Here is a 25,936-nt window from a genome sequence, read left to right on the forward strand (position 1 = left end):
CGCTCTTCCGATCYGAATGTCCTTGATCACCGCTTCTGCCGGCTTCTTGGCCGGTCCGGATGTCTGCTTCATCTTCGCTCCTTAGGGGCTACGATGAACCAGCCATCCTCCGTTCGTGAAGACCCTCAATCTGTCCCACAGGTGCTGACGTCGGACAGGCGCCACTATCGATGCACGAAGCGGCACAGGACGCGATCGGCGAACTGACTGATCCGGAACACCGTCTCGTCGAGGCCGGCCGTGCAGGCGACATCCTAAGGCTCGCCCCCGAGGAGGCCATCCGCGCCAGCGTGATCCGGGCTCTCGTCTGCGCCGAGAGAACGGACTGGCCCGTGGCTCCCGAGGGCGTGCGGCTCGTCGGCGGCCGTGTCGTGGGCCTCCTTGCCTGTGCCGACCGCTACCTTGTCAGACCGCTCTGGATCGACGATGCGGAGATTCCGGACGGCATCGACATCAGCAACAGCCATACGCGGACATTGTCTTTCGAGAAGAGCCGCATCGGTAACGGCTTGTCGGCTCAAGGCGTGACAATTGCCGGACCGCTCTTCATCTCGCATGCCACCTTCACCGGCACCTGCGATATCAGCGGAGCCTCGATCGCCAGCACACTCACGGCAGACGGAGCCGTGTTCGATCACCCCAATGGAGATGCGATCAACGCCCAGCGCAGTTCCATGGCTGGGTCTTTCCTCAATCATGCGACGGTGAAGGGAGGGTGCCGCTTCCTCGGTGCGACGATCCGAGGGCAATTCGTTGCCGTGGGTGCGGTCTTCGACAACCCCGCCGGCGATGCCATTGATGTGCAGGACATGACGGTAGCGGGGATCTTCCTCGATGGCGCGACCATCATGGGCACCTGCCACCTCGTTAGCGCTCACATTGCCGCGCAGTTTGCCGCCGAGGGGGCGACATTCCACCAACCGAACGGTACCGCCATCAATGCCCAGGGCAGCCGTATTGGCAGCGTCATCCTGCGCGGCGGAGTCGGACCTGACAACGTCCCCATTCCCAGCACGATCAACGGCGGCCTCAATTTCAGCCGCGCAACCGTGGAGCATCATTTCGAGATCAGCGGAGGCACTCTGACGGGTGGCCCGTCCGGTGCGCTCGATGGGCGAGGCATCGAGACGAAGGGACGATTCATCATAGGGCGCGACGCCTATGTCACCGGTGCGATCCTGCTCTCGGGGGTCGAGATTCGCGGCTCCCTCGATCTCTCCGGCAGCCACATCCTGTCAAGCGCGATTGCCCAGGACACTTACGGCGAAGCTGCGCATGGGGTGGCGAGCTTTGAAGACGATCCCTTGCGCTTCGTTGCCCTCGATCTCAGCGAATCCAATATTTCGCACCTGATCATGCCGGATGCCACAGACATGCGGTATCCGGGATGCGGACGCCCGCGCGGAATCGTCGATCTCTCCCGGCTGAAGGTGGGCACCTATGTGGATTTTGCCTCCGCCTGGCCAGTTCCTGTGCCTCTGCACCGTAGTCTCGGTCCTGACAGGTTTCGCGATGCGAAGGATCGCGACGCCGATCACCTCATCCTCGACGGGTTCGAATACCAGCATCTAGACAATCCAGACGGCGACGCAGTGCCCTCGCTGCCGACGCATACGGCGAGGCAGCGCTGGCTCCGCGGGCAATCCCGCGACGATCTCTTCACTCGGCTTCGCCCACAACCTTGGCGCCATCTCGCCAAGGTGCTGGCGAGCCAGGGTTACGAGGAGGATGCTCACCGCATCGCAATCGCCCGCCGCGTGGCCGAACGGCACGCGCGTGAAACCGGGTGGTTCCTGCGCTGCATCAACTGGCTGCTGCACGTCCTGGCCGATTATGGGTTCAATCCATGGAAGGCCGTGGGCTGGTCGGTTGTGGTCATCGTGGTCTGGGCCGCCGTCTATACCGGCGCTGCCTTCGAATCCTGCAAAGCGGGGCCACGTCTCTGCCAGGACGGAGAGATCTTCGTCCGAACGGCGGCGGCCGATTTCGTGCCCGGCGTCACGAGCAGCGACGAGGCGAGGGATAAGCTCGTCAACCTCTACCCGGCCTTCGATCCGCTGGCCTATTCGTTCGATACCTTCATGCCGCTCTTCGACGCCGGCACGGACCGGTTTTGGCGGGTGAACACGGCGACCTGGCGAGGGGTGGCGCTCTATTATTTCAGCATCGCAGAGCAGATCGAGGGCGCCGTCCTCGTTTCCCTGATCATTACCGGCTTCACCGGCCTCCTCACCCGCGACGAAGCTTGACCGAACTGGGACGCAGCCCCATTCGTTTGCCATGCTTCGATACCATTCAGCGAAACGAAACCGGCTATGACGGGCCGTGACGATCAGGATTGAAGAACGTGCGTAAGTATTTCGGCACAGACGGCATCCGGGGCCGCGCCAATGGGGTGATCACCCCTGAACTCGCCCTCAAGGTAGGACAGGCGGCGGGATTGGTGTTCCAGCGGGGCGATCACCGCCACAGGGTCGTGATCGGCAAGGACACCCGCTTGTCCGGCTACATGATCGAGACGGCTCTCGTCGCGGGGTTCACATCGGTGGGCATGGACGTGATGCTGCTCGGCCCGATGCCGACGCCGGCCGTGGCCATGCTCACCCCCTCCATGCGCGCCGATCTCGGGGTCATGATCTCCGCCTCGCACAATCCGTTCGAGGACAATGGCATCAAGCTGTTCGGCCCGGACGGATTCAAACTGAACGACGATGTCGAGCGCGCCATCGAAGCCTTGATCGACGGGGAGCTGCACAAGAAGCTTGCCGGCCCGCGCGATCTCGGCCGCGCCAAGCGGATCGAGAGCGTGCACGCCCGCTACATCGAATTCGCCAAGCGCACGCTGCCCCGCAACGTCACCCTCGACGGCCTGCGGGTGGTGGTCGATTGCGCCAACGGCGCGGCCTACCGCGTCGCGCCGGAAACTCTCTGGGAGCTCGGCGCAGAAGTGATCGCCATCGGTGTCGACCCCGACGGCTTCAACATCAACCACGATGTCGGCTCGACGGCACCTGCGGCCCTTGCCGCCAAGGTGCGGGAGTTGCGGGCGGATATCGGCATTGCCCTCGATGGCGACGCGGACCGTGTTCTCATCGTCGATGAGAAGGGCCAGTCGGTGGATGGCGACCAGTTGATGGCCGTCGTGGCGCGGTCCTGGAAGGACGACGACCGGCTGACCCAGCCCGGCATCGTCGCAACGATCATGTCCAATCTCGGCCTCGAGAGGTTCCTCGGCGGGATCGGCCTCGGCCTCGCTCGCACGGCGGTCGGTGATCGCTACGTCCTCGAGCACATGCGTGAGCACGGCTACAATCTCGGCGGCGAGCAGTCGGGGCACATCATCATGTCGGATTACGCCACCACCGGGGACGGTCTCGTAGCGGCACTCCAGCTTCTGAGCGTGGTCAAGCGCCAGGAGCGGCCGGTGAGCGAAGTCTGCCATTGTTTCGACCCGCTGCCGCAGATCCTCAAGAACGTGCGCTACCGCTCCGGCGCGCCGCTGCAGCAGGATGCGGTCGTCACCGCCATCGCCCATGGCCGCGAGCGTCTCGGTGAGACCGGCCGCGTCGTCATCAGGCCCTCAGGCACGGAGCCGGTCATTCGCGTGATGGCAGAGGGCGATGACCGTAGCCTCGTCACGGAAGTGGTGGACGATATCGTTGACGCCGTTGCCAAGGCCGCGGCCTAATCACGCAACGCCTCCGGCGCGAGGTAGCGCCATGCCGTGAGGAGAGCGCTTCTGAGCGTCTCCTCATCCGCTCCATCCAGGGACAGGTTGGTCCAGCCACGCCGCCCCCAGGCGCCGGGAACGGGGTCGAACAGGTCCGGCTCCGCCTCGACCAAGAGCGCCTGATGCTCGGCCGGAAATTTGAGAACGACGCGTTCGTCGTCGATCCAGAGGGTGGCGAAGATCCGCCCGCCGATGCGAAAATCCGGATGGCCCATATGGGCGCCTTCCTCCACGCCGGGCAGCATTAGCGCCAGGGCGCGCACGTCTTCAGGACGCATCGATTTCTCCGCCTCATGACTCGCGACAACCAGGGAAACGCAGCGCGAATGCAAGTCCTGCGACGCGTCGATATCGTCTGCAAGTTGCAGTAGGGCTTTGGACTCTAACGGTTCGGAAAGGCTAACGTTTAACGTTAAGCGCGATTTAACTCATCCGACGGATGATGGGGTCGTCATCCAGGCTGGTGCTCCCACACTTCAGCCGAACGATCGAGTTGAAGGATCCATTATGCGCCGTTCCAAGCTTTCTGCCTTGGCGCGCTCGATCACGCTCCTTGCGAGCGTGGGAGCGCCATGCCTCGCGCAGGCCGCCGACTTGCTTCCCACTTTACCGCCCGAGCCGCTGCCCCCGCCGGTCGAGATCGGCGGGGCGTGGTATCTGCGCGGCGACGCCGGTGCCGGTATTCTGGGCGAAGGCCACACCGTCGCGAAGGACGTCACCATCCCTCCGATCCCGTACAAGTACAATGTCCTCAAGGATTATCTGGGCAACCAGGCGTTCGTGGGCGCGGGTATCGGCTATCAGGCCAATTCCTGGCTTCGCTTCGATTTCACCGGCGAGTACCGCTCGGAAGCGAAATGGATTTTCTATGCGGCCGAGACTCCGAGCGGCGGCATCAATCGCACGTCCGGGAAGTTCTCCTCAGTGGTCGGCATGGCCAACGGCTACGTCGATCTCGGCACATATTACGGCGTCACCCCGTTCGTGGGCGCAGGTGTCGGCTTTGCCCACCACATGTTCGGCGGCGTGACCGACAACGGCCAAGGCCTTTATCAGGGCGGCTTTGGCTCGGGTCCGGAGAAGCAGAAGCTCAGTTTCGCTTGGGCGGCCCATGCCGGTCTCGGCTATTCCATTACGCCGAACCTCAAGCTCGAGCTCGCCTATCGCTATCTCAACATGGGTTCGGCGCAGACCGGCACGATCACCTGCGACGCGCCGCCCTTCTGCAAGACGGATTACCACCTGAAGGACATCGCCTCGCATGACGTGAAGGTCGGCATGCGCTGGATCCTCGGCGGCGCCGTTGCTCCGGCGGTCGAGTATCAGCCGATGCCGGAACCGATCGTCCGTAAATACTGAATGTATCAATGACACCACGAAGACGGCGCGGATCGGTACCCGCGCCGTCTTCGTTCGTGCGCGCACGACCGCCGGGTTAACGCCGCCGCGATTTGTCTTTTCCAGCTGACGCGCCGTTAGGGTTAAGGCGATCATAACCTTTTAAATTCATCATCTTGGTCAGTCGACCCCCTCGCCGGCATGCATCCGTAACATGCGCTTTCCGGCCGATGCCTCCGTGAGGACCATGATGACTCCGCCCCGCCCATACCGCACCGCAGCCCTCGCTGTGATCCTCGCCGGACTGGCGATCGGCACTGCCGCGCCGACCCTCGCCGCGGACCTCCTGCCGCCGCCGCCACCTCCGCCGGCTCCCGCCCCGGTCCAGATCGGCAGCGGTTGGTACCTGCGCGCAGATTTCACCGAGAGCTATTTCGATCACCCCAAGGACGCGACGCTGGTCGAACCGGGCACGCCGCCCCTGGTGCGGCTGCGCCTGAGCCATCAGCCCGGCTATGGCGGCGGCATCGGCTACCGCTTCAACAACTGGCTGCGCATGGACGCCACCATCGACCAGCGCCTGCCCAGCCGCTTCAGCACCTACTCGTCGGGCTCGAACTTCGCGAACGGGTACAACGTCGAAGCCGGCAAGCTCGACGTGCTGACGGCTCTCGTGAACGTCTATGCGGATCTCGGTACCTGGTGGGGGCTTACCCCTTACATCGGCGGCGGCATCGGTATCGCTCAGAAGGACTTCCGCAACGCCTATACCCAGACGACCTGCACCGTTCCCGTGCTCTGTGACGGAAGCCCGGTGGTTGGCCCTCGCCCCGCTGCCGCGCGTCGCAACGGTTCGGTCACCTCCCTGGCCTGGGCGCTGACCGGAGGCGTCTCCTACGAGATCGGCGCAGGCTTCGCGATCGACGCGAACTATCGTTACGTCAATCTCGGCCGCGCCAAGACTGGCCTCGACGATTTCGGCTTCGGCACACGCCTGAAGGACATCTCGGCCAACGAGGTCCGCGTCGGACTGCGCTACAGTTTCGCCGGCGGTGCCGCCGCCTTCGGGGGCGGCGGTTACGGTAGCGGCAATCCCTACGAGTAGGGCAGGGCGCGGCGCGCCGGGACCTTCGGGTGTCTTACACATACACGCTTAAAGCCCGCCCGGCCCGCGCCGTGCGGGCTTTCTCGTCGTGCGACCACGAGAATAGACCTTGCCGTAATTCATCGAATCCGACCGCAACGGACCATTAACGTTACTGTATTAGAAACGATGCAAGGTTCGGAAAGAACAATCGGGCTGCAGCCCTGAGGACGACCTCGATGCGTACCGTCACCCTTGCACTCCTCACCGGCGTTGCCCTCGTTTGCCATCCAGCAGCCCACGCTGCGGACCTTGACTATGGCGTGTTGCGAGGCCCGGATTACGAGACGGCCTCGGCCGAGATTGATTGGAACGGTGGCTATTTCGGTGGCCATGCCGGATACACCACGACGTCGCTGAATTTCGGATCCTCCGGTCAATCGGATCTTGCGCAGATCCTTCGCAGCACGGCTATCGAGAGCGAGTATCGCATCTCGGGAAGCAATACTCTGAAACCTGCTCGGCCCCACGATGTCGGGATTGGAGGCTTTGCCGGCTACAACTATCAATTCGACGAGGCAGTCATTGGCCTGGAGGTCGATTATACCAGCGTCAATCAGAAAGGACGATCGGAGGACAGCCTCACCCGGCGCGTGATGCTCAGCAACGGAACCTATGATATTTACAGGATTTCCACCGCCGCGCATGCCAGCCTTCAGGATTATGCGACGATACGCATGCGAGCGGGTTATCCGATGGGAGCATTTCTGCCCTTCGTGACAGCCGGGTTGGCGATAGGTCGAGCCGTAGTCGGCAATGACGTGAGCGTCGATCTCAGGGAATATTCGGACATCAATCGAACGAATCTGGTTGGCGGCCTGAGCGAAAGCGGCGGCACCACCAAAGAGAAATACAGCCTTGGATATGCGCTTGGTATCGGCGGGGATTACCTGCTTACACAAAACATATTCGTACGCGGTGAGTACCAATATCTGCAGTTCGCGAAATTCGGAGACGTGAAAGTAAACGTCAATACTGTTCGTGGCGCGGTCGGCATCAAGTTCTAATTTTCCCCTGAAACCGGAGTCTACTCAAGACACCTGGCCGCTTGTCCCATCCTCACTCCGAGAGATTGCGCCATGCTACGATCTACGATCGTCGTCGGCATTGCGGCTATCGCGTTCGTCTCTGGGCCGAATGCCGATACGGGAGACCGACTATCCTGCGTCCATGTAGGACATGGTTACCTCACGGATGTTGATCGCCATCGCAGCCTTCCGCCGTCGCAGATTCCCTATCGCGACCATTGCTACCGACCAGCACCGCGCATTGCGCGGACCATCTACCAGCCGCCGGTCGTCCTTGGTCTCGTTCCCACACACAACCCCAACGCACCGGTCTACAACGAACCTCCACCGCGCTTTTCCCACGACTGACCGGCGTCAGCTTTCGAGCTCGCTGTCCCAGTACAGGTAGTCCAGCCAGGTGTGGTGGTATTCGCGGTGATCGAATTCCGGCTGGCGACGATGGAGTTCATGCCGCGTCGGCCGGTGAGGTTCATGCAGGAGCGGCATCTCCGCTTCCGCCGGAGTGCGGTTCGCCTTGCGCAGGTTGCAGGGTGAGCAGGCGGCTACGACATTCTCCCAGCTCGACAATCCGCCGCGCGAACGCGGAATGACGTGGTCGAAGGTCAGCCCGCCCGAGGGCATCCGAAGTCCGCAATACTGACAGGAGAAGGTGTCGCGCAGGTAGATGTTGTAGCGCGTGAAGGCCGGACTGCGCGCCAGGGTCACGTAGTTCTTGAGGGCGACGACGCTCGGGACCCGCAGGGCGCGGCTCGGCGAGCGGGCCTCGACATCGTAGCTAGCCACCAGTGTGACCCTGTCGAGGAACAGGGCGGTGAAAGCGTCCTTCCAGGACCATAAGGACAGCGGATTATACGAAAGCGGCCGGTAATCCGCGTTGAGGACGAGCGTTTGGAGATCCAGCATGGCGCTACTCTCTTGACGGATCGACGAAGGGACGACGCAACGCGTTACGGCGCGGCATCGTCCCCGGATGATGAAAGATCGGTGGTCCCGGCAGTTCGGTCTTCGACTTTGGCATCCGGGGAACAAATCTCGGTCGCCGGACCGGCACAGGATGCGAAGAGAACAGATGATCGGGGAGGGTGGACCAGCCTGGGCTTAGCCAAAAGCGGTCGTATCGGGCGGGAACGCCCGGTTCGTGGCGAGGCACATCAACATGGACGGCCAACGCCACCTCCTCGCGTCGATACGAAAAGGCTCTGTCCATTGCGCGGTAGTCTAATATCAGCATGACACGCTTGTGAAGGTTGCCCGGTCGATCCCCGACGTCGCGGCCCACAATCTTTCGGGCCGCCTCAGCGAATGATGTGTCTGCGGCACCCTTTCGCCCCATTGATCGGCCATCCGACGATCCGACTTTTGACCCGCGGCCGCTTGCGGCGTGTGAGGTGCCTTCGCTGGCGCTCCCGTGATGGCCACGGCCCTTGCCGGATACGGGGCCTGCAAAATGCCTGCCCCACGCGCCGGGGTCCGCCTGCCGACGCCAGAGGGGCGGGCGTTCTGAGCCGATGAAAGGAACGACATGGAACTGGGATTCATGAAGGGCAGAATGCGACATGCAGCGCTCCTTGCCGCGTGGATGGGTGCTTCCCTACTGAATCCCCTTCCGGTTCTGGCCCAGGCGGCGCCCGCCGCCCCCGCGCAGACGGAGCCGGCAAAGCCGCCGCCCGCCGCCGTCCCACCCGCTGTTACAGCCCCCGCTCCGGCCGCGAAGCCGCCAGCACCGAAACAGGCGGTGTCGGAGGCGATCAAGAATGTCCGCGACCGGCTCGACGAAGCCAAGGCCAATCTCGACGAGCGCGAGAAGCTTCTCGCAGGCCGCAACGTCGATCCCGCCAACCTGCTGAAAGCACGCGACGGCCTCGACGCCATCGCAGACCGAATCCGTCAAATCATCGATGCCACCACCCCGCGCCTCGAAGCCGCCCGCGAGCGCCTGACGCAGCTCGGGCCGAAGCCGAAGGAAGGCGAGGAGGGCGAGGACGTCGCCAAGGAGCGGGTCGAGCGCGAACATGCGGTCGCTGAGATCGACGAGACACAACGGCTGGCGAAATCCCTCCTCGTGCAGAGCGACCAGATCATTGACCAGATCACCAACAAGCGGAGGGCGGCTTTCACCCGCGGCCTGTTCGAGCGCTCGTCGGCACTGGTGAATCCCGACCTTTGGATGCGTATCGCCGACGATGTCCCGCGCGACATACGGGCTCTGCAAGCCGCCGTCACCGACATCGCCGGCCTGTTCGGCCGCAACGGATCGATCTGGAATCTCCTCCTGCTCGGGGTAGCTCTGGGCATCTCCGTGGCGCTGTATTTCGGACGCCGGAACATCGCCCCGCGCCTCGGGCGGCGCAGCCAGAGCGTGGTCGATCCGACTCAGCGCATGAAGCTGATGGCGGCCTGGCGCGTCTTCCTCCTCGGCACCGTGCCGGCGGTGGTGGGAAGCTACGCCGTCTATTACGCTCTCGATTCCACGGACCTGCTGCCGCAGCGACTCATGCCGGTGGCCGGCGCCATCCTCGGCGGCCTCGCCTTCATCGCCTTCGTCGAAGCCCTGTGCGATGCGCTACTGTCGCCGGAAAAGCCGTCCTGGCGCCCGGCACCGCTCAGCGATTCGACCGCGTCGCGGCTGACGCGGCTCGCCGTCGGCATCGCCACGGTGATCACCGTGGTGAAGTCCATCGAGGCGCTCAATTCCGGCATCTACGCCGCCCTGTCGATCTCCATCGCCACCCGTGGCATCGGCGCCCTCGCCACCATCCTGATCCTCGCCATCGGCCTGCATCGCTTCGCCGACACGGCGGACAAGGAGGAGGCGTGTTTCGGTCCCTACGTCGCGCCGGAATCCACCACCACGATCGGCGGACCGGCGCGTCTCCTCGGATGGGCAGCCGTCATCGTCATCGGCATCGCGCCCCTCGTCGGCTATGTCGCCTTCGCCGCCTTCCTCATCGACCAGTTGGTCTGGACGGCGTGCCTGATCGCGTTACTCTACCTCCTGATCTCCAGCGCCGACACATTCATCGGCGGTACGCTCAAGGACGAGACCCGCTTCGCCACAGCGCTTCAGGCCAATACCGGTCTGCGTAAGCGCTCGATCAACCAGATCGCCGTTCTGTCGACCGGGCTCGCCCGGGTCGTTCTGATCCTGGTGGCCGCCCTGCTGGCGCTCGCGCCCTGGGGACTCGATTCCACCGATGTCTTTACCTCCGTGCGCAGCGCCTTCTTCGGCTTCAAAGTTGGAGACGTGACGATCTCGCTCTCTACCATCGCGTATGCGGTGGGGCTGCTTGTCATCGGCGTCGTCATCACGCGCGCGGTCCAGCGCTGGCTGGAACAGACCTACCTGCCGGCCACCGACCTCGACGCCGGTTTGCGCAACTCCATCTCCACCATCACCGGCTATTGCGGATTCCTGATCGCCCTGGCGCTGGCCTTCTCCTATCTGGGCTTGAGCCTCGAAAAGCTGACCATCGTCGCCGGTGCGCTCTCGGTCGGTATCGGTTTCGGCCTTCAATCCATCGTCAACAACTTCGTCTCGGGCCTGCTGCTGCTGTGGGAGCGACCGATTCGCGTCGGCGATCAGGTGCTCATCGGCGACAGCGAGGGCATCGTGAAGCGCATCTCGGTGCGCTCCACCGAGATCCAGACCTTTGATCGTTCGGCGGTGATCGTGCCGAACTCGAACCTCATCTCGGGTATCGTGAAGAACCGGGTTCGTGGCGACCGCACCGGCCGCGTCACCATCACCGTCAACGTCCTGCGCAACCAGGATCCGGTCCGTGCCGCCGAGATGCTGGTGGCCTGCGCCTCTGCCCATCCGGACGTGCTGAAGGAGCCGGCGCCGCGAGTGGTGTTCCGCAAGATCGGCGATCCCTTCCTCGAATTCGAACTGATCGCGATGATCGTCGATGTCAGCATGGGCCTGAAGGTCACGAGCGACCTGAACTTTTCCGTGTTTCAAGCCTTGTCCGGCGCAGGGTTCATCCCGGCTCTCGGCCCCGGATCGAGCGTCGTCACCGTCCAGGGTCTGGAGCCGGTCCAGACCGCGCTCGGGCAGATCGCCGGCGTGTTCGCGCAAAACCGGAGCCAGGATCGGCCGGCTCAGGCGGAGGAGGTCGATGACCGGCAGGTCAGCCCTTCTGCGAACGAGGAAGCCGAGCCGATGCGCTCGGCAACGCCCCGTGAACCGAACCGGCGTAGGAGCCCTGCGGAGGTGTCGTAGACCGACACGATCGACGATGAAGGCGGGGCCAGAACGATGACGATGGGATTCCGGGTTTTCGGCCTCGCGCTTCTGGGCGGTCTGGCGCTATCCGGCTGCGCCAAGGAAGCACCGACCACCGGTGCGCTCCCGAGCCTGTACTGGCCGATGACCACCTCCGGCGCATCGGTCGATACGGCGACCGCGCGTGACATGATCTCGGCCTATCGTGCGCGAAGCGGCGGTGCCCCACTACGGATCGACCCGGACCTGCAGCGTCTGGCTGAAGCCGAGGCGGCGGCGATGGCGGCCGCCGACAAGCCGAGCCAAGCCCAGACTGTTAAGGTCGCGGTGCAGCGGCTCGGCTATGCGGGCGCGCAGGCCAATCTTTCCGCCGGCTACCACACCTTGGCGGAGGCCTTCTCGGGATGGCGCGACAGCCCCGCCCATAACGCCGTCATGCTGGCCCCTCGGGCGACACGCATGGGCATCGCCACGGCCTATGCACCCAATTCGAAATACAAGGTCTATTGGGCGCTGCTGGTCGCCGAGTGATCCCGCGCTCTTCTCAGGGCAGCTTCATCGAGCGCGGCGTCGGTGCCTGCTCGCCCATGAGCGTCACCGTCACGCGCCGGTTCGAGGACAGGTACGGGTTGTCCGGAAAGAGCGGCTCGGTATCCGCCTTGCCGGAGACCGAAGCGAAGCGATCGTCGGGCACGCCGGCGCTGGCGAGGATTTCGCGCACGCTGATGGCGCGACCGGCCGAGAGCTCCCAGGGCGGGGCAGGGGGGCGCGTTCCGGGCCGGTCCGTGGCGGTATAGCCCGTGACGGTGATACGGTTGGGCAGCTTTCGAATGACGGGGGCGAGTTTCTCAAGAAGGCGCCGGGTCCGATCGTTCGGGCGGCTCGACCCGTGTGGGAACATCGTGCTGCCGTCCTGATCCACAAGCGAGAGATCGACGCCCTTCTGCGTCGGATTGACGATGATGTTCTTCGAGAGTTCCGAGATCTCGGGCATGTCCTGCATCGCCTGACGCAGACTGGCGGCGGCAAGGCCGAACGCTTCCGGATAGCCGCTGTCCTGAATCCCTTCCGGGGCATTCGAGTCGTTATCCGGCGGCTTTGGCCGATCGGTGGCTTGTTCCGGCGCGATATCGCTGCGGTTCTTGATATTCCCCGGCGTTGGCAGGCCGTTCACCTCGATGATGCCGGAAAAGCGCGATTCCTTGTTGACGCCAAACGCATCGCGCATGGAGCCGGCCACGGCCTGCATCTTCTTCTGGTCCTGGGTGGAATAGGCTGCGATCATCACGAAGAAGCTCATGAGCAGCGCCATGAGATCGGCGAAGGTCACGAACCATCCGTGACCGCCATGGCCTCCGCGCTTCTTCCTGGCCACGGCCGATTACCCCTCTTCCCGCTAGGCTGCTTCCGCCGCGAGGTCATCGCGGTGGTTGTGCGGCAGATAAGCGACCAGCATCTCGCGCACGAGGGACGAGCTCTTCGAGTCGCGGATGAGCAGGATGCCGTCGATGATGAGGGAGCGTGAGACGTCCTCCTCCTCCAGCTTCACGTGCAGCTTGTCGGCGAGCGGGAGCGCGATCATGTTGGAAATCAGCGCGCCGTAGAGAGTCGCGAGCAGCGCGGTCGCCATGGCGGGGCCGAGCTTGGAGGGGTCCGACATGTTGGCGAACATCGTCACCATGCCGAGAATGGTGCCGATCATGCCCCAGGCGGGGGCGCAGTCCCCGAAAGCGCGGTAGATCTTCGAGCCCTCGTCGAGATGCATGAGGAAGTTGTCGCGGTCGCGCTCCATCGTGTCGCGGATGAACTCGCGGTCGTAGCCGTCGGCGATGTAGCGGGCGCCCTGAGCCAGGAAGGGATCGGAGATCTCCATATTCTCCAGCGCCATCGGGCCGGATTTCCGCACGACATCGGCGATCTTGGTGATCTCCTCGATGAGTTCGCGCGGTCTGATCGCCCGCATGGTGAAGGCGTAGCGCATGCCCATCGGCAGGCCATGCATCATCGTGGCGAACGGAAAACGGATCATCGTGGCCGCGGTGGAACCGCCGAAGATGACGATGACCGCGTGCTTGTCGAAAAAGGCGGCGAAGTTGCCGCCATCGATCATGATCAGGGTGAAGACGACACCGAAGCCGCCGAGAAGCCCGATACCGGTTGCGAGATCCATGGTGAACCCTGGTCGGCTTACCCAGCACCGCGGAACAGCATCCGAGCGGAAAGCGACTTGGCCAGAGTTAGGCGGACGCGCTGAACGAACCGTAAAGGATAACGGTCCGCCCGGCGCATTCCTGTCATTCGCCGTTCAGGGTGGCCTTGCGATAAGCCGAGCACGCCGAATGGCTTGCGATCTCCGATGAATGGGGGCCGGGTCGAAGGCGAAGGGTTGAGGGCGAAGGTTCCGGCAAAAGGGACCGCGCCGTGATTGGCATCGGAGCACACGTCGTCATGCCGTTGGTTCGTCTCTATGCGCGCGTCATGGGCCTACTGGGCGCCGATCGGCGCTTGGCAGCCCTACTCGCTGTCGCCAATGTGGCCCTCGCGGTCGCGGCTTTCGCCGAGCCGCTGCTCATGGGGCGAATCATCGATCAGCTGACGCATCTGACGAGCGACGGTAACGCCTTCTCGACACTGGCGCCGCTCATCGGCGCATGGGTCGCCTTCGGCCTGTTCACCATCGCGGCTGGCGTCACCATCGCACTGCATGCGGACCGGCTGGCCCATCGCAATCGTCTCGCCTCGATGGCGAATTACTTCGAGCATGTGCTGGAACTGCCCCTGGCCTTCCATTCCTCGAACCATTCCGGCCGCGTCCTGAAGGCGATGCTGGAAGGATCGAACGGCATGTTCTGGCTCTGGCTCGGCTTCTTCCGCGATCATTTCGTCGCCGTCGTGTCCCTGGCCGTCCTCCTGCCGATGACCCTGTTCGTGAACTGGCAGCTCGGCTCGATCCTGGTCGTACTGGTGACGATGTTCACCGTGCTCACCACCTTCGTCATGCGCCGCACCGAGATGCTGCAGGGCCGGGTCGAGGCCTACCAGTCGGGCCTTGCCGCCCATGCCTCCGACGCCCTCGGCAACGTGGCCGTCATCCAGTCCTTCACCCGCGCCAAGGCGGAGAAGGAGGCCATGCACGGCATCATTCGCAACCTGCTCGCGGCCCAGATCCCGGTCCTGTCGTGGTGGGCGCTCGCCAATGTCGCGACCCGCGCCGCCGCCACCCTGACCATGACGGCCATCTTCATCACGGGTATCGCCCTGCATCAGCACGGCATGGCCTCGATCGGCGAAGTGGTGGCCTTCATGAGCCTTGCCACCATGCTCGTCGCCCGTCTCGATCAGGTCGCCACCTGCATCAACGGCCTGTTCCAGCAGATGCCCAAGATCGCCGAGTATTTCGAGATCTTGGACACGACCCCGGCCGTCCACGATCGTCCCGGCGCCATGCAGGTGGCCCGTTTCGAGGGCGAGGTCTCCTTCGATCAGGTCGGCTTCTCCTACACCCCGCGCCGCCAGGCCGTGGAGAGTGTCTCCTTCACGGCGCAGGCCGGGCAAACCATCGCCCTCGTCGGAACCACCGGCTCGGGTAAGTCGACCACACTGGGTCTGCTGCACCGTGCGTTCGACCCGGATACCGGCGCGATCCGTATCGACGGTACCGACATCCGCGATATCGGCCTCGCCTCCCTGCGCCACAACATCGGCGTGGTGTTCCAGGAGCCGATGCTGTTCGCCCGCTCGATCCGCGAGAATCTCCAAGTCGGCCGTCCCGATGCCACCGATGCGGAGATGCTCGACGCCCTCGACCGCGCCCAGGCGACGGAGTTCATGGATCGCCAGTTCGACGGTCTCGACACGATCATCGGCGAGCGCGGCCGCTCGCTCTCCGGCGGCGAACGTCAGCGCCTCTCCATTGCCCGCGCGTTGCTCAAGAACCCGCCGGTGCTGATCCTCGACGAGGCGACGTCGGCTCTCGATGCGACCACAGAGCGCAAGTTGCAGGGTGCCCTCGAGGCCGTGATGGAAGGCCGGACCACCTTCGTCATCGCCCACCGTCTGGCGACGATTCGCAACGCCGACCGCATCCTCGTCTTCCACGAGGGCCGGATCGTCGAATCGGGAACCTTCGAGGAACTCGTCGCGGAGAACGGCCGCTTCGCCGACCTCGCCCGGGCGCAGTTCATGGCCGGTGCGGACGCCTCCGAGCCCACCCTCGCACTCGCGGCCTAAGATGAACGCCCCTCCCCCGGAGTCGGGGAGGGGGCCACTCCGGGAACTATCCGACGGAGGTCTCGATCTCCGCCTCTTCCTCAGCCCAGACCCGGAACTTCGTCAGCACGTTCGATCCAAACGTATGGGTCAATGGAACATCCGCCGCATCGCGCCCCCGGGCGACGAGGATGCGGCCCCGACGAGGAGCGTTGTTGCGCGGGTCGAAGACATGCCACGCGCCGCCGAGATAGACTTCGGTCCAGGCGGCGAAATCCCCGGGCGCATGCGGCTCTGGTTCGCCGATGAAACTGAGATAGCCGGTGCAATAACGCGTCGGCATGTTGAGGCCACGGCAGAACGCTACGAACAGGTGAGCGTAGTCGCGACAGACCCCGCGCCCCACGGCGAGGGCATCTGCAGCGGTGCGGTCTACGTTCGAATAGCCGTAGCCGAAGCTGATATGGCCGTGGACCCAATCGCAGACCGCCTGAGCGCGGGCCCATCCGGGCGGGACATCGCCGAACAGGCGCCACGCTTCGTTCGAGAGCAGATCGGACTCGCAGTAGCGGCTCGCCACCAGGAAGGGCAGGGCCTCCAGAGGCAGATCCTCGATGGGATGCTGGATCGCGTGCGGCACGACCGGATCGAGATCGCCGTCATCATCGAGCCAGCCCTCCACCGACAGGGTCACCGCCCCCGCCGGTGCCACGAGGCGGCAGCACCGGTTGCCGAAATCGTCGATGAACACTTCGTGCGGCGTCTCGGGGCCGATGGCCAGACGGTCCGGCTCGGTCGAGCGCGCGAACCGGCTCGGATGCGCCGTCAACCGGACGATCATCGGAGTAGGATAGGCGAAGTCGTAGCCCATCTCGCAGCCGAACCTGATGCGCATTACCCTTGAACCTCCGACCGACCATCGCGCCAGCCCTGCCGCCCTCATGCCCGCGCGAGACCGTTCGGCATAGGCCGCGAAGGTCACAGGTGGATGTCGGCATGCCGGCGGCGGCACCCTGCTTCAGTGCCGGCGCGCCTCGGCCTGTCTCGCCAGCATCCGGGCCTGGAGCCGCTGGCGTCGTGCTGCAATGACGGTGCCATTGATTTCGCCACCGAACAGGAACATCGCGGCGAGCCAGTAGAGAAAAACCAGAAAGACCATCGCGGTCGCCAATCCGCCATAGGTGGAGGCGTAAGCGGTGGAGAATCGGTCGAGGTAGAAGCCGAACCCGAGGCCGGCCAGGAACCAAAGCACCAGCGTCACCACGACGCCGGGCAGCACCGAGAGGATCGGACGGCGGCCAGCCGCCACGAATTTGTGGGCGATGACGAGAACCGCCGCGAGAAGAAAGGCGGTGATGCCGATGCGGCCGAGGGCGACAGTGAGGCTCAACGGCTCGAGCCCCGGCGCCACGTCGATGACCCTGCGCCAGATCAGCGGCCCCAGGACAACCAGCAGGGCGAAGGCGAGCATGGCGAAGGCGCCGCAGACGACATAGCCGATCGATTCGAGGCGGGTGAGCCACCATGGCCTGGTCTCGCGCAGGCCATAGGCACGGTTGAGCCCCACCCTCAGGCTTTCGACACCCGAGGACGAGAAGTAGAGGGCAAGGAGAGCACCGATGGTGAGCACGCCGCCGCGCTGCTCGGTGAGCACCCGGTGAACCTCCCCGGCAATGGGTTTGGCCACCTCGCGAGGCCACGCATCGAAAATGAGGATGCCGGCTTCGTCGGCGAGCGACTTGGTGCCAAGGAGGCCGGCCAAAGCCGCGAGCAGGATCAGGAAGGGAAACAGCGAGGTCAGGATCGAGAGAGCGATATGGCTCGCGATCGCCCAGCCGTCATGTGAGACGAAGCGCTGGGCGGCGAGGCTGGCGATGTTGGCGCTGTTGCGGAGACGGCTCACGGCAGGTGGGGCGCTTCTCGTGATCTGTGGGGCTCGACGATACAGACTGTCTAAACGCGAGGCCGGGCGACGGCGCAACGTCCGGGTCGGTCGTCAGGTCGATGCAGTACCGCCCGTTACCGGTGCGGCTTGTGTTCAGCGGTTCGGTGTGTTGCCTGCGCCACCGTCATGTCAGTCGATACGCCGGCTTCCCCAACCCGCACCTTGCCCGCTTCCGTGGTCTCGTCGGTCTTCGTCCTGATCTGGGCGTCGGGCTTCGTCGCCGCACGTTTCGTGGCGCCCCATGCGGAGGCCTTCACCTTCGTCGCCGTCCGGCTCGTCGGCGTCGCCATCGTTCTGGGCGTCATCACCTTCGGCCTCGGCGCGAGGTGGCCTCGCAGCCGCGCGGGATGGCGCGATGCCCTGGTGGCCGGCGTGCTGATGCAGGGCATCTACGTCATCGGCGTATTCTGGTCGGTGGAGCGTGGTCTGCCATCGGGCATCGCTGCCCTGGTCGGCAGTCTCCAGCCCCTTCTGACGGCAGCGATGGCGCGACCGTTCCTCGGCGAGGTCGTCAGCCCGCGTCGCTGGGCCGGGATCGCCACGGGCTTTGCCGGTGCGCTTCTCGTGCTCGCCCCGAAGATCGGTGCGGCGGACGCGTCCGGCATCCCGGCGTTGCCTCTCGTTGCCTGCCTCGGGGCCATGGTGGCGATGACCATCGGCACTTTGTGGCAGAAAAGCCATGCGGGGCAGGCCGAATTGCTGCCGAATGCGGCGATCCAGTTCGTCGGGGCCGCGTTCCTTGCCGTGCCGGCGGCGCTTCTGTTCGGCACCGGCCGTTTCGACGCGTCCCTGCCGCTCTGGGGCGGACTGGCGTGGTCGATCCTGGTGAATTCGGTGGCGGGTATCCTGCTTCTTCTCGCCCTGATCCGGCGCGGCGAGGTGGCCGGCGTCGCCTCCCTGCTCTTCCTGGTCCCTCCGGTCTCGGCGGCGATGGCCTATCTCCTGTTTGGAGAGACACTGGCCCCGATTCAGATGGCCGGCATGGCGGTGGCCACGATTGGGGTCGCGGTCGCCAGCCGAAGATGAGTTTTTCTTTGATTCGTCTCTCAATAAAATTCAGATCTCCTGGCTTTGCCGAGCAGAACCAGGCTTTTCACGGCAAGAAATAATGAATTCAGGTGGGATAGTGCCGCGCTGCGGCGAGACGCCTCTACAGACTTGGCAAACCTGCCTATAATGAGCGCCAACCCTCATTCTAATTTGAGAGATTCGAACCATGTCCGCTTCCCCGGCCATCTCCACCGAACCGCAGGATCTCCTGACACTGGCCCAGGGCGCCGGCGAAGCCGCCAAGGCCCTCGTCGCCGAGGCGACCCGCCGAGTTCGCGCGAAGGTCCTCTCCGCCGAGGGCAAGATCTCGCCTGAGAAGCTCGAGGCCGAGCAGCATGCGGCCCACGGCCTCGCCTGGCTCGCCACCTATGCCGAGGGCGTGCGTGAACTCGGCGCCTATGCGGCGCGCCTGACCGAAACCGGTGAGTTCGGGGAGACGGAGGCGCTCCTCGTGAAGATCGGTATCGGAGAATATCTCGACCAGATGTTCTCCGGCATTCCCATGAGCCAGGGCGAGATCGTGCGTCCGACCGGCTCGCTGGGGCTGTCCGCCCGCGAGGTCATGAAGTTCCGGACGGATGCCGTCGAGAGCATGATCGCCGAGGGCAACACGCCTGAGAACCGTGCCGCACTCGTGGCACGCATCCGCGATAACGGCGGCTCTGCCACCATCGGCAAATCCGGTCTCGACGAGGACATGGAGGCGATCCGTTCGGAGATGCGCCGCTTCGGTCTCGCCGAAGTCGTGCCGCACGCCCATGAGTGGCACAGCCAGAACGCCTACATCCCCATGGAGATCGTCACCAAGATGGCCGAGCTCGGCGTCTTCGGCCTCACGATTCCGGAGGAATACGGCGGCATGGGCTTGCCGAAGATCTCCATGTGCGTGGTCTCGGAGGAACTCTCTCGCGCCTACATCGGCGTCGGGTCGCTGGGCACCCGCTCGGAGATTGCCGCCGAACTGATCCTGTGCGGCGGCACCGAAGAGCAGAAGCATCGCTTCCTTCCGGGCATCGCCTCGGGCGACACGCTCCCTACCGCCGTGTTCACCGAGCCGAATACCGGCTCCGACCTCGCGTCCCTCCGGACCAAGGCCGTGAAGGACGGCGACGTCTGGAAGATCTCGGGCAACAAGACCTGGATCACGCATCCGGTCCGCGCCGACATCATGACCTGCCTCGTGCGCACCAAGCCCGAGGAAAAGGGTCACCGGGGTCTGTCGCTCCTCGTTGCTGAAAAGCCGCGCGGCACCGATGCGGATCCCTTCCCGGTGGCCGGCCTGTCCGGCGGCGAGATCCACGTGCTCGGCTATCGCGGCATGAAGGAATACGAGCTCGCCTTCGACAATTTCGAAGTGCCGGCGGCCAACCTCCTCGGCGAAGTCGAAGGCAAGGGCTTCACCCAGCTCATGCAGACCTTCGAATCCGCCCGCATCCAGACGGCGGCCCGCGCCATCGGCGTGGCGCAGAACGCCCTCGACCTCGGCCTGCGCTACGCCGAGGATCGGGTGCAGTTCGGCAAGGCACTGATCAACTTCCCCCGCGTCGCCGACAAGATCGCCATGATGGCGGTGGAGATCAACATCGCGCGCCAGCTCACCTACTTCTCCGCCCGCGAGAAGGATGAGGGCAAGCGCTGTGATCTCGAGGCCGGCATGGCCAAGTTGCTCGGCGCCCGCGTCGCCTGGGCGGCAGCGGACAATGCCCTCCAGATCCATGGCGGTAACGGCTTCGCGTTGGAATACGCGGTCAGCCGTGTGCTCTGCGATGCGCGCATCCTCTCGATCTTCGAGGGTGCCGCGGAGATCCAGGCCCAGGTCATCGCCCGCCGCCTGCTCGAGACTGCCTGAGCCTTCCGTTAGGAGGCGGCGACCGGGCAGTCAGCCCGGCCGCCAAGTGAGTATCTCAAGAAAAAAGGCCTGGAACCGGGTTCTCCCCGGCTCCAGGCCTTTTTCATGTCGAGGCTCCTCTCCCGGTATGCGGAGAAGAACCGATCCTACTCCGCCGGAGCGTGATGGCTCGACGGAATCGAACCCGTCTCGGCCGCTTTCGGCTCGTGCTCGACCGGCTTCGTCCTGAACAGGCGCATGACGAAGACGAAGAAGACCGGCACGAAGAGGACTGCCAGGATCGTGGCGGAAATCATGCCGCCGAGCACGCCTGTACCGATGGCCTGCTGGCTCTTCGAAGCCGCGCCCGAGGCGATGGCCAGGGGCACCACACCGAAGATGAAGGCCAGGGAGGTCATCACGATCGGCCGGAAGCGGAGCGTGGAGGCTTCGATGGTCGCATCGACCAGGGACTTGCCCGGCCGCCACAGGTCCTTGGCGAACTCCACGATCAGGATCGCGTTCTTGGCCGAGAGGCCGATGATCGTGATGAGCCCGATCTTGAAGTAGACGTCGTTGGGCATGCCCCTCAGGTAGACCGCCGCCACCGAACCGATGACGCCGAGCGGGATCACCAGTAGCACCGAGAACGGGATCGACCAGCTCTCGTAAAGGGCGGCGAGGCACAGGAACACGATCAGGATCGACAGGGCCAGCAGCAGCGTCGCCTGACTGCCGGCCTGCTTCTCCTGCAGCGACTGGCCAGTCCAAATGTAGCCGAAGCCCTTGGGCAACTGCTGCATCAGACGCTCCATCTCGGCGATCGCATCGCCGGAGGTGTAGCCCGCTGCCGGCTCGCCGGTGATGCGCACCGACTGGTAGCCGTTGAAGCCGATGATCTGCGCCGGCCCGACACTCCATTTGAGATCGGCGAAGGACGACATCGGCACCATCGCGCCCTGGCTGTTCTTCACCCCGTAATTCAGCAGGTCGGCCGCCTTGAGGCGCTGGCTGTCCTCGGCTTGCACGATCACGCGCTGCATCTTGCCCCGGTTCGGGAAGTCGTTGGTATAGACCGAACCGAGATTGACCTGGATCGTGTTGTTGATCTCCTCGAAGTCGACGCCCAGGGCCGCCGCCTTCTCGCGATCGATGACGAGTTCCGCTTGCGGTGCCGGAGGTAGCCCCTCGACATAAACCTTCTGCAGGATCGGGCTTTTCTTCGCGAGGGAGAGCAGTTGCTCCTGTGCAGCCATCAGGGCCGAGTAGCCCTTCTGGGCACGATCCTGAAGGCGGAAACTGAAGCCCGAAGCGTTGCCGAGGTTGTCGATCGGCGGCGGCTCAAGCGCCTGGATCACGGCGTCCTTATAGGTGCCGAGCGCCTTGTTGGTCCCCTCCACCAAGGCAGCCGCCGAGTTGGCCGCATCGCGCTCACCCCAGGGCTTCAGCGTCACGAAGGCCTGGCTCGTCACCTGGCCCTGACCGGAGAAGGAGAAGCCGTTGACCACCGTCACCGTGGCGACGCCGGACTGGGCCATCAGGTGCTCCTCCACCGCCTTCACGGCATTGAGGGTGCGGTTGAAGGACGAGCCGGGAGGCGTCTGGATATCGACCGTGAAGAAGCCCTGGTCCTCCACCGGAAGGAAGCCTTCCGGCATCCGCACGAAAGCGAAGGCGAGTCCGATGACGAGGGCGAGGTAGACCATCATCACCCGGCCCGAGCGCTTGATCATCCCTGCCACGCCGCGGCCGTACCGCGCGGTTTCGCGGTCGACGACCCGGTTGAACCAGCCGAACACGCCGCCCTTGGAATGGCCGTGGCCCTTCTCGATGGGCTTGAGCAGGGTGGCGCAGAGAGCCGGCGTCAGCGTCAGGGCGAGAAGCGCCGAGAAGCCGATGGACGTCACCATGGCAATGGAGAACTGACGGTAGATGATGCCCACCGAGCCGGGGAAGAACGCCATCGGAATGAAGACGGCGATCAGCACCAGGGTGATGCCGATGATGGCGCCGGTGATCTGGCTCATCGCCTTTCGGGTCGCCTCCTTCGGAGACAGCCCTTCCTCGTTCATGATGCGCTCGACATTCTCGACGACCACGATGGCGTCGTCGACGAGGATGCCGATGGCCAGCACCATGCCGAACATCGTCAGCACGTTCACCGAGAAGCCGGCGAGCAACATCACCGTGCAGGTCCCCATGAGGGCGATCGGAACGACGATGGTCGGGATCAGGGTGTAACGGATGTTCTGGAGGAACAGGAACATCACCACGAAGACGAGGATGACGGCCTCCACCAGCGTCATCAGCACCTTCTTGATCGAGGCCTCGACGGCGGGCGTGATGTCGTAGGGGATGTCCCATTGCACGTTGGACGGGAAGAACTGCGACAGCTCCTCCATCTTCGCGCGGATGGCGGAAGCGGTCTCGAGGGCGTTGCCGTCCGGCGCCAGGGTCACCGAGATACCTGCCGCCTCACCGCCGTTCAGCCGGGTGGTGAACTTGTAATCTTCACCGCCGAGCTCGATCCGGGCGATGTCGCGCAGGCGCACATTCGACCCGTCCGGGTTGGCTCGCAGGACGATGGCGCCGAATTCCTCGGGCGCCGTCATCTGACCCTTGACGATGATGGGAAAGTTGACGGTGTTCGAGGCTGGGCTCGGCATGGCGCCGACGGCGCCCGATGCGATCTGGACGTTCTGGTTGGTGATCGCCTTCGAGACGTCGGACGCGTTCAGGGACAGGCCGCGCAGCTTGTCGGAATCGATCCAGATGCGGAGACTGCGCTCGGTGGAGTAGAGCGTTGCGCGACCCACACCGGGGATACGGCGGATCTCGTTAATGACGTTGCGGATGAGGAAGTCGCCAAGCGCGATCTCGTCCATCGACTTGTCGGGCGAGATCAGGGTGATGATGTTCAGTGTCGCGGCTGAGGCTTCCTCCACCAGCGTGCCCTGCTGGCGTACCTCGGCCGGCAGGCGCGCCTCGACGCGCTTGAGGCGGTTCTGAACCTCGACGCCCGCGAGACTTGAATCCGTGCCCGGCTGAAACTGCGCCGTGATTTCAATGACGCCGAACGCATCGCTCGCGGATTCGAAACTGAGGATGTTGGCCGCGCCGTTGAGCTCATCCTCGATGAGGCGGGTGGTGCCGGTATAGAGGTTCTCGACCGACGCTCCGGGATAGGAGGTGGAGAGGGCGATCGAGGGCGGAGCGATGACGGGATACTGCGCCACCGGCAGGCTCGGAATCGACAAGATCCCGCCGAGGCAGATGAAAAGCGCAACGACCCATGCGAAGATCGGGCGATCGATGAAGAAGCGGGCCATGGTTCAGCGCACCTGAGCGGAAGCGGGCTGCGCGGCGGCCGACTTGTCGTCGAGATCGGTATCGTAGGGTTTGGCCTCCGCCTGGGCAGCCACCTTCATCTCGACGGTCTTGACCGACGAACCGACCGATATCTTCTGGACGCCCTCCACGACGACGCGGTCGCCGGACTTGAGCCCGTCGCGAATGACCCACTGGGAATCGACGACGGGTCCGACCTCCACAGGCTGGAGCATCACCTTGTCATCCTTGCCGACCACCCAGACCTCGGCCTTGCCGTCATTGGTGCGCTGGATCGCCTGCTGAGGCACCGCGATGGCATCGACGTCGATGCCCTGCTTGATGCGGGCGCGGACATACATGCCCGGGAACAGCTCGTCATGCGGGTTCGGGAACAGCACGCGCAGGGTGACCTGCCCCGTGCTCGGATCGGCGGTGACATCGGAGAACAGCACCTTGCCGGCCGAGCCGTAGAGAGAACCGTCATCCATGATGAGATGCGCGTTGGCGGTGTCGTTGGACAGGCGCGAGAGTTCGCCGCTGGCGAGGTCCCTGCGGAGCTTGTTCAGCTCGCCGACGGACTGGGTGATGTCCACGTAGATCGGATCGAGTTGCTGGATCGTGGCGAGGTTGGCGGTGGCCCCCTGCTCCACCAGCGTACCCTCGGTGAGAAGAGCGCGGCCGATCCGGCCGGAGATCGGGGCGCGGACGTCGGTATAGTTGAGGTTCAGCTTGGCCCGGTCGCGGGCGGCTTTGGCGCCGGCGACTTCGGCCTGGGCCTGTTTCAGGCCGGCATAGGCGCTATCGTACTGCGCCTGGCTTGCGGTCTGGCGGGACAGGAGCTGCTCGAGTCGGTCGGCCTGCTGGCCGGCGAGAACCTGAGCGGCCTCCGTGCGGGCGAGCGCTGCCTCTGCGCTGGCGAGTTCCGCCTCGAACGGGGCGGGATCGATCTTGTAGAGGATGTCGCCTTCCTTGACCAAGCTACCCTGTTCGAACGTGCGCTTGACCACGAGACCGGAGACGCGGGAACGCACTTCGGCGATGCGCAGGGGCGCGACGCGGCCGGGGAGGTCGCGGAGATAAGGGATCGGCTGCTCGCGGACGGTGACGATGCTCACTTCGGCGGGTGGGCTCGGAACCGGAGCCGCGGCCTGCTGCTTCTGATTGCAGGCGGACAGGGCGACCATGACGGAGGCAGCAGCCAGGGAGGCCGGCCAGACACGTCGGGTACGGAGGGCAGTAGACGTCACGATGATTTCGCTCCTGTGCGATACGCGGTCGATCGCAACCCGCCCGGCGGATTGGCAGCTCTGACACTAAAGTCCCGGGCGAAGATCCGCGAAGCGACTTCGGCACCGTGGCAATCGCTGGGCCACGCGAGGCGGCCATGGCGTCATTGGGCATGCGTCGGCCGACTAGGGGCCGACCACACACATCACGGCTTCAGAAATCGTTCACAATCTTGGCGATCGCGCGACGCGAGCCGGTAAAAGGACGATCTACGCGGCCGGGTGGTCAAAACGCCGCGGCCAAGCTCTCACGCCGTAGTCCTGGGAGGGCGGTAGAGCGGTGCATCCGCGCTGATCCCGAGCGACAGGGCGGAACGACCTCGCAAGGCCGGCTCCAAGGCTTCACCGAGGAGCCGCGATCCAGATAGGGAGGACGGCGTCACAGCGTCGTCGATCTCCAGATGCGATGCGGAACCGGTCGAAGGCGCTTCGCCCTGGCTAGTGAAACCATCGGGCCACTGGCTCGAGACCGGCGCCCCGACGCCACCGGCCCACAACCCTTGCGGGAGGCTCGAAAGCACCATCACGAGCAGGGAGAGCAACACCAGCATGGTCGACAGCGCCGAGCGCAGACGGATAACCGCCTGCCCTTGCGGGGCGGTCGAAGCGAAGCATCCTGCCTCCAGAGGGGCAGCGGCGGAACTGGTCGGCGATGAGGTCACGAAACTGAGGGTGGTGCGAAAGTTCCCGCAACGCAATAACCTGCGACATTCTGTCAAACAGTCGAATGGCAGTTCGAATCACAGCCGTTGCTCCAATCCCACAGCATATTCCGTTCGCATCGCAGCGGGTTGACCGTCCTTAACCATCCGGCCAAGTCTGC

Annotated in this window: 18 protein-coding genes; 10 read left to right on the plus strand and 8 right to left on the minus strand. The window is 64.5% G+C overall.

Annotation, left to right across the window (positions count from 1 at the left end):
• Window positions 1-170: 170 nt before the first annotated feature.
• Window positions 171-2,249 carry a hypothetical protein gene (locus ASF08_RS03430; protein ID WP_056141392.1) on the plus strand — a complete coding sequence of 693 codons (2,079 nt, stop codon included), beginning with the start codon at window positions 171-173 and terminating at the stop codon, window positions 2,247-2,249.
• 98 nt (window positions 2,250-2,347) lie between these two features.
• Window positions 2,348-3,688: a phosphoglucosamine mutase gene (glmM, locus tag ASF08_RS03435; RefSeq protein WP_026175800.1), complete on the plus strand. Its 1,341-nt coding sequence runs from the start codon at window positions 2,348-2,350 to the stop codon at window positions 3,686-3,688.
• Here glmM and ASF08_RS03440 read toward each other — a convergent pair.
• Window positions 3,685-4,008 carry an MmcQ/YjbR family DNA-binding protein gene (locus tag ASF08_RS03440; protein ID WP_056141395.1) on the minus strand — a complete coding sequence of 108 codons (324 nt, stop codon included), beginning with the start codon at window positions 4,006-4,008 and terminating at the stop codon, window positions 3,685-3,687. The two genes, glmM and ASF08_RS03440, sit on opposite strands and share 4 nt — an antisense overlap.
• A 229-nt stretch (window positions 4,009-4,237) precedes the next feature.
• Between ASF08_RS03440 and ASF08_RS03445 the strand changes: the two genes are divergently transcribed.
• The 3 genes from ASF08_RS03445 (at window position 4,238) to ASF08_RS03455 (ending at window position 7,219) form a co-directional block, all read left to right on the plus strand.
• Window positions 4,238-5,089 (plus strand): outer membrane protein, encoded by an 852-nt coding sequence (locus tag ASF08_RS03445; protein ID WP_056141398.1) that lies wholly within the window; start codon window positions 4,238-4,240, stop codon window positions 5,087-5,089.
• Between the two features lie 226 nt (window positions 5,090-5,315).
• Entirely contained in the window at window positions 5,316-6,173 is an 858-nt protein-coding gene (locus ASF08_RS03450) for an outer membrane protein (protein WP_056141699.1), read from the plus strand.
• Between the two features lie 218 nt (window positions 6,174-6,391).
• Complete coding sequence (locus ASF08_RS03455) at window positions 6,392-7,219, plus strand: outer membrane protein (RefSeq protein ID WP_056141401.1); 828 nt, start codon at window positions 6,392-6,394, stop codon at window positions 7,217-7,219.
• A gap of 375 nt (window positions 7,220-7,594) precedes the next feature.
• On the opposite strand, the gene ASF08_RS03460 is transcribed toward ASF08_RS03455, so the two are convergent.
• Complete coding sequence (locus tag ASF08_RS03460) at window positions 7,595-8,143, minus strand: HNH endonuclease (protein ID WP_018043045.1); 549 nt, start codon at window positions 8,141-8,143, stop codon at window positions 7,595-7,597.
• A gap of 676 nt (window positions 8,144-8,819) precedes the next feature.
• Here ASF08_RS03460 and ASF08_RS03465 point away from each other — a divergent pair.
• Both ASF08_RS03465 and ASF08_RS03470 read left to right on the plus strand, forming a co-directional pair.
• The gene (locus ASF08_RS03465; RefSeq protein WP_082473057.1) at window positions 8,820-11,462 is read left to right on the plus strand and encodes a DUF3772 domain-containing protein; all 2,643 of its coding nucleotides are present in this window, start codon (window positions 8,820-8,822) and stop codon (window positions 11,460-11,462) included.
• A gap of 36 nt (window positions 11,463-11,498) precedes the next feature.
• Window positions 11,499-11,996 carry a CAP domain-containing protein gene (locus ASF08_RS03470; protein WP_018043047.1) on the plus strand — a complete coding sequence of 166 codons (498 nt, stop codon included), beginning with the start codon at window positions 11,499-11,501 and terminating at the stop codon, window positions 11,994-11,996.
• Between the two features lie 13 nt (window positions 11,997-12,009).
• On the opposite strand, the gene ASF08_RS03475 is transcribed toward ASF08_RS03470, so the two are convergent.
• Complete coding sequence (locus tag ASF08_RS03475; protein ID WP_056141408.1) at window positions 12,010-12,840, minus strand: OmpA/MotB family protein; 831 nt, start codon at window positions 12,838-12,840, stop codon at window positions 12,010-12,012.
• 21 nt (window positions 12,841-12,861) lie between these two features.
• Entirely contained in the window at window positions 12,862-13,635 is a 774-nt protein-coding gene (locus tag ASF08_RS03480) for a motility protein A (RefSeq protein WP_018043049.1), read from the minus strand.
• Between the two features lie 278 nt (window positions 13,636-13,913).
• Between ASF08_RS03480 and ASF08_RS03485 the strand changes: the two genes are divergently transcribed.
• On the plus strand, window positions 13,914-15,695 hold the full coding sequence (locus ASF08_RS03485; protein ID WP_056141411.1) for a glucan ABC transporter ATP-binding protein/ permease: 1,782 nt from the start codon (window positions 13,914-13,916) through the stop codon (window positions 15,693-15,695).
• A gap of 46 nt (window positions 15,696-15,741) precedes the next feature.
• Here ASF08_RS03485 and ASF08_RS03490 read toward each other — a convergent pair whose 3' ends face one another.
• Both ASF08_RS03490 and ASF08_RS03495 read right to left on the minus strand, forming a co-directional pair.
• Entirely contained in the window at window positions 15,742-16,569 is an 828-nt protein-coding gene (locus tag ASF08_RS03490; RefSeq protein ID WP_056141414.1) for a transglutaminase-like domain-containing protein, read from the minus strand.
• Window positions 16,570-16,692: 123 nt separating this feature from the next.
• Window positions 16,693-17,577, minus strand: coding sequence for a YihY/virulence factor BrkB family protein (locus tag ASF08_RS03495; protein WP_056141417.1), 885 nt, complete (start codon window positions 17,575-17,577; stop codon window positions 16,693-16,695).
• Window positions 17,578-17,745: 168 nt separating this feature from the next.
• Here ASF08_RS03495 and ASF08_RS03500 point away from each other — a divergent pair, with 168 nt between their 5' ends.
• Both ASF08_RS03500 and ASF08_RS03505 read left to right on the plus strand, forming a co-directional pair.
• The gene (locus ASF08_RS03500; RefSeq protein ID WP_056141432.1) at window positions 17,746-18,645 is read left to right on the plus strand and encodes a DMT family transporter; all 900 of its coding nucleotides are present in this window, start codon (window positions 17,746-17,748) and stop codon (window positions 18,643-18,645) included.
• Window positions 18,646-18,835: 190 nt separating this feature from the next.
• Window positions 18,836-20,518, plus strand: a complete 1,683-nt coding sequence (locus ASF08_RS03505) for an acyl-CoA dehydrogenase family protein (protein WP_018043054.1) — start codon at window positions 18,836-18,838, stop codon at window positions 20,516-20,518.
• A gap of 146 nt (window positions 20,519-20,664) precedes the next feature.
• Here ASF08_RS03505 and ASF08_RS03510 read toward each other — a convergent pair whose 3' ends face one another.
• Together ASF08_RS03510 and ASF08_RS03515 are read right to left on the minus strand one after the other, a co-directional pair.
• Window positions 20,665-23,826 carry a multidrug efflux RND transporter permease subunit gene (locus ASF08_RS03510; RefSeq protein WP_056141434.1) on the minus strand — a complete coding sequence of 1,054 codons (3,162 nt, stop codon included), beginning with the start codon at window positions 23,824-23,826 and terminating at the stop codon, window positions 20,665-20,667.
• A 3-nt stretch (window positions 23,827-23,829) separates the two neighbouring features.
• On the minus strand, window positions 23,830-25,011 hold the full coding sequence (locus ASF08_RS03515) for an efflux RND transporter periplasmic adaptor subunit (RefSeq protein ID WP_018043056.1): 1,182 nt from the start codon (window positions 25,009-25,011) through the stop codon (window positions 23,830-23,832).
• Window positions 25,012-25,936 lie beyond the last annotated feature (925 nt).

The organism is Methylobacterium sp. Leaf85, assembly GCF_001422125.1.
GTDB lineage: Bacteria > Pseudomonadota > Alphaproteobacteria > Rhizobiales > Beijerinckiaceae > Methylobacterium > Methylobacterium bullatum.